The following is a 13050-nucleotide window of genomic DNA, read 5'->3' as shown; positions in this document are numbered from 1 at the left end:
GGATTCAGGGATGTCCTTAGGCCAGCGGTGCGATGCCTCATGCCCCCTAATCTCCCAACCAGGACGGCGGCGCTCGAAGCAGGTGTTCTGTCCCGAGGTGAAACCTGAGGCATACTCTGATCGCAAACGGGTCAGAAAACAGCAATCCGATGGACATCCAAACCCCATATGGGCTCATCACGATCATTGACGAGCCGACGTACTCGTTTAAATCCACGGACAACACGCACGCCTATGTGCACCAGTTGCTCCTTACGGACGGGTCGATTACGTCAGTCCATGGGGTGAAACAGAATGGTGAAAATATCCTAGTGATAGGTGCCGGAGGCGGCTGCACCGCAATCCATGAGCATTCGGCGACAGCGGTCGATGACAAGCTCTATATAGCAGTCGGCGACCGAGTAGCCTGCTTGTCGCTAGAGCATCCCGATCAGATTCTGTGGACCGCTAAGGTCGATACTGCGACTTGCTTTGGTATCTACTGGGAAAATCAGCATCGAGTTCTCCTCTCACACGGTGAGCTGGAGATTACTCGCCTCTCCATTGATGGCGACATAATCTGGCAAGTGTCTGGCGCGGAGATATTTTCCGAGGGTTTTAGATTATTGTCCGACTATATCGAAGCAGTCGATTTCTATAGATCCGTCTATTGGTTTGATTACATGACGGGGGAGTTGCTCTACTGCCTGCCATCCTCTGACTGTCGTCCGGTTGGTGGATAAGGGAGCAGACTGTGTGATTTTAAAATAAATCCGTCCCCTTATCTGTCTGCTGCTTTGAATGTCTAAGCGCCATAGTTGCTTCTGGCCGAGATACAGCGCCAACCCCGCTGGGTTTTCCTACGTTTCGTTAGCGAGCCTCCAAGCCCTTGTGTATGCGCATTGTAGTGCTGACCCTGGTCCTCACGCTGTTCGGCTGCGCTGCCGCGTCGGACCCGCCGAGGGGCGAGGGTGGCCATTGGCGGTCCTTCTATGTAGTGAATCATGGCCTGCATACCGGGTTAGTCATTGCGCGCCCCGATCTACTTCAGGTGCTTCCCGCACTGGCCGAAGAGTTCAGCGACGGCGACTTCGTTGAGTTCGGTTGGGGGGACGAGGATTTTTACCGAGCCCCACAGGCCACCTCGAGCCTCGCCCTGCGAGCCTTGTTCGGGTCGACGGCAACCGTGCTGCATGCGGTCAAAATTGACGGGGACCCCAGGCGGCGTTTCGCCGCAAGCGAGGTCATCGAAGTGCGGGTGATGGAGGACGGCTACCAACGACTGCTCGCGTTCGTGGCCGGGACCTTCACCCACTCAGCGACGGGCACCTTGGTGGTGCTCGGGCCTGGGCTGTATGGAGAGAGCCGGTTCTACCAGGCCGAGGGTAGCTATTCGCTGTTTTATACCTGCAATACCTGGGTCGCAGAGGCGCTGGCCGCGAGCAGTTGCCCAATGTTGCCTACGGCGGTGATTACGGCGGGGAACGTCATGTCGCAGTTACGCCGAGCGACAGTGGTCGGTGCATCCTGCCTGGCTATCCGCTAACCTGTGCCTGACGGCGGGTGTGTATTCCAGTGATGCTGACATCCAGTTTCCAGTGAATGTGACTCACCCAAAGTCCTGTTTGCGAAATTGCATCCCACGTGTATCAGAAATAAAGCGGCCACTTGCCCCTCTACCGAATATTCATATGCCGCATTTCAGGCTTTTCTGCATCAACGCATTCTGAAGCGTTACGCCCCGACGGATCGGAAATCCTCGCTCTACGACATAAAAACCGTGCAATACAAAGAATGGTTCAGCCGTTTTGCTGACATGAGAAGTAAGTTCGCTGATTCCAAGCAACTTGGCTTCTTCATGAATACGATTCATTAATAAAGAACCTATCCCCCGCCGGGGATGATTACCCGACACAAAAAAATGGTCGATGTAACCGTTCGGTTGAATGTCGGCGTAGCCTACTATTTCGCCGGCGATCTCAGCCACGAACGGACGGAGATCTCGAAGATGATTCGCCCAGAGCTTCGAATCAAGATCAGCAGGAGCCCAGGCTTCGATTTGATCGTGGGTGTAATCTCTTGACGCAATATCGTGAATGGCAGAGTAAAAGACGCGGAACAACGCAATCTCATCTCCGATTCTGAACCGTCGAATCGCCACATTGTTTCTCGAAAGGTGTCCAAAAAAATCGGTGTCTGTCATACCCACTGCAAAATCAGAAATAAACTGCCCCAAGTTCCATAGACACGTGCGAAGGATGCCTTCTGGCCGTTTTCAGCCTTTCGCTAAAAGGGCTGTGTGGGAGGTGAGGAGCGGTTGTTGTTGGAAGAGTTCTTGTTTGGAGAGAACTCGTCCACGTCTATGGATGAACGCACCAAAACCCGACGCAGAACGCCGGGTTTTTCCGTTGGGAACAGCCTACCTACCGCCCCGGCTCCACATTATCCAATACCTGATTCGCCAACAACGAGCTCAGCTCAATCAACTGCTGAATCCCCAGCGCCAAATGACGCCGCGAGCCTTTCAGGTCGAACGCCAGATCACTCACCATCGCATCAGCCGAAGCCAGGGTTTCGCTGAGGTTGGCGAGTAGGCATTCGTTATCGAGGCCTTTCACGACGGTGAATAGCTGGCCCGGTTTTGGTTCATCTTTAGATTTTTCAGATTTCGGCAGCAGGTAGTGATCGAGCACGCGTTTGGTGGTTTCGTCTTGCTGCTTGGCTTTGGATTTTGCGGATTGTGCGGTGGAATCTGTTTCTGGTTGGTTCGGAGTTACTTTGAACATAGGTATGTCATTCCTCAATGGGGCCGCGACCATCCCGCTACTAAACGGTAGGGAGGCGGCTGTGCGCAGGTTAGTAGACCGGTGACATACCTAAAACCGGCGCGCCCGAGGGCGCCATGCGCACAGCCACCATCGAGTGCAGGCGAACGCCTGACTGATGAGACTCATGCTGCCGATATGTCATCTGGGCTACTAAACCCGACCACTGATGGGCAGTGGCAGGAAAACAATAGAACCCAGGGACAAGGCGCACAAGCGGGCGGATTCTGGCGTAGTTGTAGGCAAAGGCGCAAGGATGCGTAGCTTGATAGAGGGGTGTAGGTGAGGGCTGTAGGAGGGAGGTTTTTTAGCGATTCGGGTGGGGTTTTCTGTTCTGGAACCGCGTCGTTTTCATCGCGAGAACAAGCTCGCTCCCACAGGGGGCGGCGTTGGCTGGATATTTGGTTCGACACAAACCCCTGTGGCGAGGGAGCTGGCTCCCGCTGGCCTGCGCAGCAGGCCCCCTGCATTTCTTCAGGCAAACCGCGTCGCCCGGTTTTGCGACTGCTGCGCAGCCGAGCGGGAGCAAGCTCCCTCGCCACAAGGAATCGGCACGGCTTAGTTGAGCGGCATGCTTCTGGAGGCGTTATTTGCGCTTCAGCATCTCCGGCAACTGCGCCACCAGCTTCTGATTATTCAACGGCGCACGAATAAACCCACGCTGAGTACCGTCCGGCCCAATCACCGCAAGGTTGCCGCTGTGATCAACCGTGTAGTTAGGCTTACTGGTATCCGCCGGAATAAACGGAATACTCACCGCATTCGCCAGTTTCTGCAGATCCTCGACAGACGAAGCCGTCAGCCCAATGAACTGCGGATCAAAGTACCCCAGGTACTGCTTCAGTTGCTTGGGCGTGTCGCGGTTCGGGTCGACGCTGACCAGTACGATCTGCAACTTATCCACAGCCTCTTTCGGCAACTCGCTTTTGATCTGGCGCAGTTGGGCGAGGGTGGTGGGGCAGATGTCCGGGCAGAAGGTGTAGCCGAAGAACAGCAGGCTCCATTTGTCTTTCAACCCGTCCATCGCCACGGGCTGGCCGTCCTGGTCGGTCATTTTCACGTCCGGCAGGTTGCGGCTCTGGGGCAGCAGGATGATGCCAGCGTCGATCAGCGCGGTCGGGTCGCCCTGGCCTTTGCCCGACAGCACCTTATTGATGGTCAGGCCGAGGATCAGTGCGATCACGGCCACGAGGATGAAGACGGTTTTCTGGGTTCGAGTCATAGGCTCAACAGTAAGTAATGATCTACAAGCAGGGCGATGAACAGCAGGAACAAGTAATAAATAGAGTACTTGAACGTATTGATCGCCGCGTGCGGCCGACTGCCACGGTACAACACCACGGCCCATTGCAGGAACCGGGCGCCGAGCACCAGCGCGCAAATCAGGTAGAGCATGCCGCTCATCTGGATCACGAACGGCATCAGGCTCACCGCCAGCAGCACCAGGGTGTACAGCAGGATATGGACCTTGGTGTAGTGCTCGCCGTGGGTCACTGGCAGCATGGGGATGTCGGCCTTGGCGTATTCCTCTTTGCGGTGGATCGCCAGGGCCCAGAAGTGCGGTGGGGTCCAGGCGAAGATGATCAGCACCAGCAGCAGCGGTTCGGCGCTGACATGCCCGGTGGCCGCCACCCAACCCAGCAGCGGTGGCGCTGCGCCGGCGAGGCCGCCGATGACGATGTTCTGCGGCGTTGCGCGTTTGAGGAAGCCGGTGTAGACCACCGCATAACCGAGCAGTGAGGCGAGGGTCAGCCAGGCGGTCAGCGGGTTGGTGAAGGCCAGCAGCAAGGCCTGGCCGATCACGGCCAGGGCCAGGGCGAAGGTCAGGGCGGCGGCTGGGGAAATCCGCCCTTCGGCCAAGGGGCGTTTATGGGTGCGGGCCATCACCGCGTCGATGCGCCGGTCCACTACATGGTTGACCGCCGCCGCGCCGCCGGCACACAGGGCGATGCCCAGGTTGCCGAATACCAGCACCGTCCACGGCACGCCGGCGCGGGTGGCGAGGAACATGCCCACCAGCGAGGTGATCAGCATCAGCACCACCACTTTGGGCTTGGTCAGCTCCAGGTAATCGCGCCAGATCGCTTGGCTGTGGCGTTCACCGGTCAAGGTTGCCATGGCATCTCTCCTTTTATAGTTATGGGGCTGGCGCCGTGTTTATGCGGGTTGAACCGCCAGCGCAGCGGGACTTGATGCTTGACCCGGACCAGGCTGGTGCGGGCGTGATAATTGACCAGCACCAGGGTCAGCAGCAGCGCGGCGCCCCCGGCGTTGTGGGCCACGGCCACCGGCAGCGGCAGATGGAACAGCACGTTGCTGATGCCCAGGGTGATTTGCGCCGCCAGTGCGATCAACACCAGGCCGGCCAGTCGGGTCATGCCGACGGTTTTCAATTGCCAGGCCAGCCCCAGCAGCACCACGGTCACCAGCAAGGCGCCGATGCGGTGGGTCAGGTGGATGGCGGTGCGGGCGTCGCTGTCCAGTTGCCCGCCCAGGTAGTTCGGGCCGATGTGCTGGGTCAGGTGAAAGCCGTTGGCAAAATCGGCCGGTGGCAGCCATTGGCCGTGGCAGGTGGGGAAATCGATGCAGGCCACGGCGGCGTAGTTGGAGCTGACCCAGCCGCCGAGGGCGATCTGGCCGATCACCAGCAGCAGCCCGGCGGTGGCCCAGTGTTGCAGGCGTTTGGGCACGGTCAGCGCCGGCAGCACGCCGGACAATCTCAAGGTCAGCAGAAACAGCAGGCTCAACGTCGCGAAGCCGCCCAGCAAATGCCCGGTGACCACTTGTGGCCAGAGTTTCAGGGTCACGGTCCACATGCCGAACGCCGCTTGCGCAAAGACCACGGCCAGCAGGAACAGTGGCAACTTCAATGGCTGGCCCGGACGGTGGCGGTTCATCCAGGACCGTGCCGCCAACGCTACGATCATCAAGCCCAGGCCCCCGGCGAAGTAGCGATGGACCATCTCGTTCCAACCCTTGTGGGCTTCCACCGGGGTGTCGGGAAAGTGCAACTCGGCATGGGCCAGTTGGGCTTCGCTCTTGGGCACGCTGATGAACCCGTAGCAACCGGGCCAGTCGGGGCAACCGAGGCCGGCGTGGGTCAGCCGGGTGTAGGCGCCCAGCAGGACGACGATCAATGCCAGCAGCGTGGCAAACAGCGCGAGGCGAAATCCAGGTTTGGCCATGTCGATGCCCTCATCCGATGTTCGACAGTTTCAGCAAATGGCGCAGGTCGTTGAGCAGGTCCTTGCCCTTGACCCGGGCGTCGTAGCGCAGCACCAGGTTGCTGTGGGGGTCGATGATCCACAGTTGGGCGCCACCGGAGCCCTGGGCGCCTTTCTGATAGGCCGGCAGGTCCAGTGGGTAGCGTTGCAATTGCGGGTACTCGCGCTGCAGTTGGGCGTCGTACTCGGCGTCCAACGGTTGCGCCACCGCCAGGGCATGGCTGGCGCGAGAGGCTTCGCGACCCAGGCCGATCTGGACTTGTCGGGCCAGGTACACCAGTTGCCGGCAATCCACCGAGCATTCCTGTGGCGCCGTGACCAAAATCTGCCAGCGTTGCTCATCGGCCTGTACCCCGATCTCGGCGCGGGTCTGGCCGGTGCCGATCAGTTCGCCGTGGTAGCTGCGGCTGTCGGGCACCCAGAACTGGAACTTGTACATGCCGGTGGCCAGGATCATCGGGCCGATCACCCCGAGCACGATCAGCAGCAATTGCACGCGGCCCTTGCGACGGTTGTGTGCCGCGGGCGCCTCAGACGTGTTGGTTGGATTCATGGTGCTTCCCATGGTGTCTCCCTGCGTTGTGCCATCCGAGATAAAGAAAAAGGCCGAACAGCGCCGCCGCCATGGCGAACCACTGCACGGCATAACCGAGGTGTTTTTCCGGGCCCATGGCCACCACCGGCCAATCGGTCCGGTAGGCGCCGGGGCCGTTTTGTTGGCGCATTTCATAGGCGAAGCCGTTGCGGCCCAGGTCGGCCCAGAGCTTGTCCGGCTCGATGGCGGTGACCAGGCGCGGCCAGGGGGCGCCCGTCGGGTCGGGGTGAAGCTGGAACGTCGCGCCCGGTGCGACATAGACCCAGGCCTGGAGGCTGACGGATTGTTCTGGCGTGTCGAAGACCGGCGGGGTACGCCGGTCCGGCCAGGGCAGCCAACCGCGATTGACCAGCAGCCAGAGCCCGGTCCGGTGGTCGAGGAACGGTTGCAGCAACTCCACGCCGACCTTGCCGTCGTGTTGGCGGTTATCCAGCAGGATGCTGTGCTCGGCGTCGAACTGGCCCTGCAGTATGACCGCTCGAAAGGCCGGGTCGGTGGTGTGCGCCAGCTCGGTGCTGTCCATCGGCGGCGCCACGCGGCGCTCGGCGTAAGTGTCCATGAGCACACGCTTCTGTTCGCCCCGGCTCAATTGCCAGAACCCCAGGCACACCATCACCGGCACCAGCACGGCCACCACCAAAGACGGCACGATGCCCGGCCGGAAGCCTTTCATGGTGCCGTCCGAAAGCCGTCGAACGGGATAGCTATACTCACGTACATCGCGTCCCCCCGGAGTGTCCCTAATGCTAAAAGCAGCCATCGTCCTGATGCTGATTGCCACGATTGCCAGCCTGTTCAGTGGTCTGTTTTTTCTGGTCAAGGACGACAGCAGTTCCAATCGCCTGGTCATCGCCCTGGCGATTCGGGTCAGCCTGGCCGCCGCCACCGTCGGCTTGATCGCCTGGGGCTTTTTCAGCGGCCAGTTGGTCTCCCACGCACCCTGGTAACGTTGGTTTCAGAGCACGTAGACGAAGACGAACAAGCCGATCCACACCACATCGACGAAGTGCCAATACCAGCTCGCCGCCTCGAAGCCGAACTGGTGCTCATTGTCGAAGTGCCCGCGCATGATGCGCATCAGCATGACGAACAGGATGATCGTGCCGATGGTGACGTGGGCGCCGTGGAAACCGGTGAGCATGAAGAAGGTCGCGCCGTAGACGCCGGAACCCAGGGTCAGGCCCAGCTCTTTATAAGCGTGGATGTATTCCTCGGCCTGGAAGCCCAGGAAGGCGCAACCCAGCAGCACGGTGATCGCCAGCCAGAGTTTCAGCGCGCCACGATGGCCTTTTTTCAAGGCATGGTGGGCGATGGTGACGGTGACGCTGGAGCTGACCAGCAGCACCGTGTTGAGCAGCGGCAAGCCCCAGGGGCTGATGACGTCCTTGGGCGCCGGGAAGAGTTTCGGATCGGGGTTGTTGAGCAGCGGCCAGGCGAACTCGAAGCTCGGCCAGAGCATGTGTGACAGGCCCTTGGTGCCTTCACCCGCCAGGCCGGGCGCGGAGATCATGCGCACATAGAACAGGGCGCCGAAGAACGCGATGAAGAACATCACTTCGGAAAAGATGAACCAGCTCATGCCCCAGCGGAACGAGCGGTCGAGCTGCGCGCTGTAGAGCCCGGCGCGGCTTTCCTTGATCACCGCGCCGAACCAGCCGAACAGCATGTAGGCCAGCAGCAGGCCACCGACGAAAAAGATCAGCGGCCCGTGGGAGTCCGGCCGGGCCGCCTTCAGGTCGTTGAACCAGGTGGCCAGGCCATACACCGTGACGAACATCCCGACCGTGGCGATGATCGGCCATTTGCTCTGGGCCGGAACGTAATAGTGTTCGTGAGTTGCCATTTATTGTTCTCCTTATCGGGCACGCTATCGGTCAGTGTTTACAGCCACCGGTGGATGACGAGCGGTGATATCGAACAGCGTGTAGGACAGCGTCAGGTGCTTCACTTCCTTGGGCATGTCCCGGTCGACGATGAAGCGCATGGGCATTTCGATGCGTTCGCCGGGTTGCAGCACTTGCTGGGTAAAACAAAAACACTCGGTCTTGTGGAAATACGCCGCCGCGTTGCTCGGCGCGATGCTCGGCACCGCCTGGGCGCTCATCGGCCGGTCGGTGGGGTTGTGGGCGACGAACACCATTTCGTTCACCGCCCCCGGCTGGACCACCAACTGATCGCCCTTGGGGTAGAAGTTCCAGGGCATGTCCACCGAATTGGTCGACAGGAACTGCACGCGAACCTGGCGTGACTCATCGACGGTCTGCTCGCCTTCGTATTGCCCGGCGGTCTTGCCGTTGATGCCGAACGCCTTGCACATCACGTCGTAGATCGGCACCAGGGCAAACCCGAAGACGAACATGGCCACCACCACCAGCAACAGACGAGTGACCAGTTTCTTCATCGAAATCGAATCAGCCATGATCCTCAACCCTCACCCGTATTCCTGTGGGAGCGAGCTTGCTCGCGATGCAGGCGACGCGGTGTGCCAGGCAGACCGCCATCGCGAGCAAGCTCGCTCCCACAGGGCTTCCATGAGTCATCTCATTTCACTTCCGGCGGCGTGGTAAAGGTGTGATACGGCGCCGGCGACGGCACGCTCCACTCCAGCCCTTCGGCCCCATCCCACGGCTTGGCCGGTGCCGGCTCGCCGCCACGGATGGTCTTGATCACGATGAACAGGAAGAAGATCTGCGTGGTGCCGAACATGAAGGCGCCGATGGACGAGACCATGTTGAAGTCGGCGAACTGCAGGTTGTAGTCAGGAATCCGCCGGGGCATGCCCGCCAGGCCGACGAAGTGCATCGGGAAGAACGCCAGGTTCATGCCGATGAACGACAGCCAGAAGTGCAGCTTGCCGAGGGTTTCGTCGTACATATGGCCGGTCCATTTCGGTAGCCAATAGTAGGCCGAGGCGAAAATCCCGAAGATGGCGCCGGGCACCAGCACGTAGTGGAAGTGCGCGACCACGAAGTAGGTGTCCTGGTACTGGAAGTCTGCCGGGGCGATGGCCAGCATCAGCCCGGAGAAACCACCGATGGAGAACAGGATCACGAACGCGACGGCAAACAGCATCGGCGTCTCGAAGGTCAGAGAGCCTTGCCACATGGTGCTGGCCCAATTGAACACCTTCACCCCGGTGGGCACGGCGATCAGCAGGGTCGCGTACATGAAGAACAGCTCGCCCACCAGCGGAATGCCGACCACGAACATGTGGTGCGCCCAGACGATGAACGACAGGAACGCGATGGCGGCCGTGGCATAGACCATCGAGGTGTAGCCGAACAACGGTTTGCGCGAGAAGGCCGGAATGATCGAGCTGACGGCGCCGAAGGCCGGCAGGATCATGATGTATACCTCGGGGTGGCCGAAGAACCAGAACACATGCTGGAACAGCACCGGGTCACCGCCACCGGCGGCACTGAAGAAGCTGGTGCCGAAGTGGATGTCCATCAGCATCATCGTCACGCAGCCGGCCAGCACCGGCATCACCGCGATCAGCAGGAACGCGGTGATCAGCCAGGTCCAGACGAACAGCGGCATCTTCATCAGGGTCATGCCGGGGGCACGCAGGTTGAGGATGGTGGCGATCACGTTGATCGCGCCCATGATCGAGCTGATGCCCATCAGGTGGATGGCAAAGATGAAGAACGTTACGCTTTCCGGCGCATAGGTAGTGGACAGCGGCGCATAGAAGGTCCAGCCGAAGTTCGGCCCGCCCCCCGGGGTGAACAGCGTCGACACCAGCATCAGGAACGCCGCCGGCAACAGCCAGAAGCTGAAGTTGTTCATCCGTGGCAGGGCCATGTCCGGCGCGCCGATCATCAGCGGGATCATCCAGTTGGCAAGGCCGACGAACGCCGGCATCACCGCACCGAAGACCATCACCAGGCCGTGCATGGTGGTCATCTGGTTGAAGAATTCCGGCTGCACGATCTGCAGGCCGGGCTGGAACAACTCGGCGCGGATCACCATGGCGAACGAGCCGCCCAGCAGGAACATCGAGAAGGCGAACCACAGGTACAGCGTGCCGATATCCTTGTGGTTGGTGGTCAGCACCCAGCGCATCAGGCCCTTGGCGGGGCCGTGGGCGTGGTCGGCGCCGGCATGACCGTGGTCATCGATCACAGCACTCATGTCCTGTCTCCTTCGAACGAGTGGGCTGGACGGCGCGGGGCAATGAGCCCCGACCGGTTGCGGGAACACACGTCAGGCCGGCTCATTGGCTTTCTGCCTGTTTGAGTTCCAGCACTTCTTTGGGCGTCACCATGTCGCCCTTGTTGTTGCCCCAGGCGTTGCGTTCATAGGTCACGACCGCGGCGATATCGACTTCCGACAACTGTTTGCCGAACGCGGCCATGGAGGTGCCGGGTTTGCCGTGGAAGACAATGTTCAGGTGATCCTTGATCGGCCCGGTGGCGATTTTCGAGCCCTTGAGTGCTGGGAACATTGGCGGCAGGCCCTGGCCTTCGGCCTGGTGACAGGCCACGCAGGTGGTGTGGTAGACCTTGTCGCCGCGCTCAACGAGTTCTTCGCGCGTCCATTCCTTACTGGTCAATTCTTTAAGCTGCGCGGCTTCGGCCTTGCGCTCACCCAGCCATTTCTCATAGTCGGGCTTGCTCTTGACCTCCACCACGATCGGCATGAAGCCGTGGTCCTTGCCGCACAGCTCGGCGCATTGGCCACGGTACAGGCCGGGCTTGTCGACGCGGGTCCAGGCTTCGTTGACGAACCCGGGGATCGCATCGCGCTTGACCGCGAAGGCCGGCACCCACCAGGAGTGGATCACGTCGGCGGAGGTCACCAGAAAGCGCACCTTGGCATCGACCGGCAGCACCAGCGGCTTGTCGACCTCCAACAGGTAGTGCTCGCCCTTGGCGCTCTGGTTATGGATCTGTTCGGCGGGGGTGGCCAGGTTGCTGAAGAACTCGACGTCCTGGCCCAGGTACTTGTAGTGCCATTTCCATTGATAGCCGGTGACCTGGATATCGATGTCCGACTCGCTGGAGTCGTACATCTTGATCAGGGTGGCGGTGGCAGGAATCGCCATCAGCACCAGGATCACGAAGGGTACGATTGTCCAGAGGATTTCGACGCGGGTGTTTTCGTGGAAATGCGCGGCATTTTGGCCGGTTGAGCGGCGGTGCATCATCATCGACCAGAACATGGCGCCGAAGACGATGATGCCGATGACCACACAGATCCAGAAAATGGTCATGTGCAGGTCGAACACTGCGTTGCTGATCTGTGTCGCTCCAGGCGCCATATTCACAGTCCAGGCCGCTTGCGCCTGGCTGAAAATCGACCACAACAGGAGGCCCATCCATACGTGTGGATGTCGCGTCATTGCGGGTTCCCCTTATCGTTCTTGTTATCCCGTAGGCGTAAAGCCTGCGGCAAGGGATCGGCTATTCAGACTGCTTAATTGACTCGCCGCGCCTTGCTGCACATGCAATCGGGTGTCATCAGCTAACTCCATTCCAAACCGAGTATAGACAGCACCTGCAACCTCGCAACGCGATGGCGTAAATCGTTTGAAACAGCCGGGGCTTGCGCTAGAGCCCACGAATGGAGAAGGATGCGACCTGAGTGATGGCAAATCGATATAACTGCGACGTAGCAAGGAAGCGACAGTTATGAAAAATAGGTCTTAGGAGTGTTTTTGCGCCAGCTAAGTTATGTCTTCCCTATTTCATTGCCTTTGTTTCCTGGAGTTGTCATGAACACCGCCGCATTGCGCGAGCAGATCCAAAAAGCCCAACAACACGAGGCCGAAACCGGCCAGTTGACTCGTCAGTTGACGGCCCAACTGCCGAACCTGCACCGAGCCATTCAATTGCCGGACGCGGACGCCAACGACGTCCTGGCGCGTTTTGTCGCCGCTTACATTGAGGAAGTACCCGACCTGCTGGATGCAGCCAATGACGTCGCCAGGGAGGCGGGTATCGAGTCGCAGATCAAACCGGTATTGAAGATTGCCGAACAGTACTTCCTCCAGCCGCCGACCATCATGGCCGGGCATGTCGGGCTCGACAGCCTTCTGGACGAAGCCTACCTGGCACATCGGTTCGTCGAAGAGGTCAACGACCTGTACATCAAGCATTTCGGCCAGCCATTGATCCCCTTGGACATGACGGTCGCCAATCTGATCGCTCACCAGTTGATCGGTGAGGCATTTGCCAACCAACTCGATGAAGTGGTCCATCACACGTTCGATGAGATGCTCAACGACGAGACGTTTGCATTGGAGTCGGTAGAAACCTACCGCGAGAAGCTCAGCAGCCCGCAAACCGGCGCGGCCTGGAAGCGCTGGCCGTGCATGTCCCGTCGTCTGGGTGTTGGGCTGGAGCTGGATCAGCCGGCGGCTTGATGGGCCACTCAAGAAAATAGCGGCCCCCGTGGCGAGGGAGCTTGCTCCCGCTTGAGTGCG

General features: G+C 59.9%; 15 protein-coding genes. 4 read left to right on the top strand and 11 right to left on the bottom strand.

What is annotated here, in order from left to right; translation table 11 throughout:
• Positions 1–149: 149 nt before the first annotated feature.
• Both BLO97_RS20720 and BLO97_RS20715 read left to right on the top strand, forming a co-directional pair.
• Positions 150–722 carry a hypothetical protein gene (locus tag BLO97_RS20720; RefSeq protein WP_092347730.1) on the top strand — a complete coding sequence of 191 codons (573 nt, stop codon included), beginning with the start codon at positions 150–152 and terminating at the stop codon, positions 720–722.
• Positions 723–874: 152 nt separating this feature from the next.
• On the top strand, positions 875–1525 hold the full coding sequence (locus tag BLO97_RS20715) for a DUF2459 domain-containing protein (protein WP_092347727.1): 651 nt from the start codon (positions 875–877) through the stop codon (positions 1523–1525).
• Positions 1526–1666: 141 nt separating this feature from the next.
• Here BLO97_RS20715 and BLO97_RS20710 read toward each other — a convergent pair whose 3' ends face one another.
• The 7 genes from BLO97_RS20710 to BLO97_RS20680 form a co-directional block, all read right to left on the bottom strand.
• The gene (locus BLO97_RS20710; protein WP_256572157.1) at positions 1667–2215 is read right to left on the bottom strand and encodes a GNAT family N-acetyltransferase; all 549 of its coding nucleotides are present in this window, start codon (positions 2213–2215) and stop codon (positions 1667–1669) included.
• 187 nt (positions 2216–2402) lie between these two features.
• On the bottom strand, positions 2403–2765 hold the full coding sequence (locus tag BLO97_RS20705) for a DUF6124 family protein (protein WP_092347724.1): 363 nt from the start codon (positions 2763–2765) through the stop codon (positions 2403–2405).
• A 625-nt stretch (positions 2766–3390) separates the two neighbouring features.
• Positions 3391–4026 carry an SCO family protein gene (locus tag BLO97_RS20700; RefSeq protein WP_063323573.1) on the bottom strand — a complete coding sequence of 212 codons (636 nt, stop codon included), beginning with the start codon at positions 4024–4026 and terminating at the stop codon, positions 3391–3393.
• Positions 4023–4922 carry a heme o synthase gene (gene cyoE, locus BLO97_RS20695; RefSeq protein ID WP_063323572.1) on the bottom strand — a complete coding sequence of 300 codons (900 nt, stop codon included), beginning with the start codon at positions 4920–4922 and terminating at the stop codon, positions 4023–4025. The genes BLO97_RS20700 and cyoE overlap by 4 nt, the downstream gene beginning before the upstream one ends.
• The gene (locus tag BLO97_RS20690; protein ID WP_092347721.1) at positions 4910–5989 is read right to left on the bottom strand and encodes a COX15/CtaA family protein; all 1080 of its coding nucleotides are present in this window, start codon (positions 5987–5989) and stop codon (positions 4910–4912) included. Before BLO97_RS20690 ends, cyoE begins: the two co-directional genes overlap by 13 nt.
• A 10-nt stretch (positions 5990–5999) precedes the next feature.
• Positions 6000–6593 carry a hypothetical protein gene (locus BLO97_RS20685; RefSeq protein ID WP_063325192.1) on the bottom strand — a complete coding sequence of 198 codons (594 nt, stop codon included), beginning with the start codon at positions 6591–6593 and terminating at the stop codon, positions 6000–6002.
• Positions 6559–7296, bottom strand: a complete 738-nt coding sequence (locus BLO97_RS20680; RefSeq protein ID WP_092148777.1) for an SURF1 family protein — start codon at positions 7294–7296, stop codon at positions 6559–6561. The genes BLO97_RS20685 and BLO97_RS20680 overlap by 35 nt, the downstream gene beginning before the upstream one ends.
• A gap of 70 nt (positions 7297–7366) precedes the next feature.
• Here BLO97_RS20680 and BLO97_RS20675 point away from each other — a divergent pair, with 70 nt between their 5' ends.
• Positions 7367–7570 (top strand): twin transmembrane helix small protein, encoded by a 204-nt coding sequence (locus BLO97_RS20675; protein WP_014335867.1) that lies wholly within the window; start codon positions 7367–7369, stop codon positions 7568–7570.
• Positions 7571–7578: 8 nt separating this feature from the next.
• Here BLO97_RS20675 and BLO97_RS20670 read toward each other — a convergent pair whose 3' ends face one another.
• From BLO97_RS20670 to coxB, 4 genes are all read right to left on the bottom strand, one after another.
• A complete protein-coding gene (locus BLO97_RS20670; protein ID WP_063323569.1) occupies positions 7579–8466 on the bottom strand; it encodes a cytochrome c oxidase subunit 3 in 888 nt (295 codons plus the stop codon).
• Between the two features lie 24 nt (positions 8467–8490).
• The gene (locus BLO97_RS20665; protein WP_092220964.1) at positions 8491–9042 is read right to left on the bottom strand and encodes a cytochrome c oxidase assembly protein; all 552 of its coding nucleotides are present in this window, start codon (positions 9040–9042) and stop codon (positions 8491–8493) included.
• A gap of 122 nt (positions 9043–9164) precedes the next feature.
• Positions 9165–10757, bottom strand: coding sequence for a cytochrome c oxidase subunit I (ctaD, locus tag BLO97_RS20660; RefSeq protein WP_063323567.1), 1593 nt, complete (start codon positions 10755–10757; stop codon positions 9165–9167).
• 82 nt (positions 10758–10839) lie between these two features.
• Positions 10840–11967 carry a cytochrome c oxidase subunit II gene (gene coxB / locus BLO97_RS20655; RefSeq protein ID WP_053126998.1) on the bottom strand — a complete coding sequence of 376 codons (1128 nt, stop codon included), beginning with the start codon at positions 11965–11967 and terminating at the stop codon, positions 10840–10842.
• A gap of 372 nt (positions 11968–12339) precedes the next feature.
• On the opposite strand from coxB, the gene BLO97_RS20650 reads away from it, so the two are divergent.
• Positions 12340–12990: a hypothetical protein gene (locus BLO97_RS20650; protein WP_063323566.1), complete on the top strand. Its 651-nt coding sequence runs from the start codon at positions 12340–12342 to the stop codon at positions 12988–12990.
• Positions 12991–13050 lie beyond the last annotated feature (60 nt).

Origin of the sequence: Pseudomonas sp. NFACC05-1, assembly GCF_900100135.1 — a bacterium.
Taxonomy (GTDB): domain Bacteria; phylum Pseudomonadota; class Gammaproteobacteria; order Pseudomonadales; family Pseudomonadaceae; genus Aquipseudomonas; species Aquipseudomonas fluorescens_Q.
This window is presented reverse-complemented; position numbering and strand designations above follow the sequence as displayed.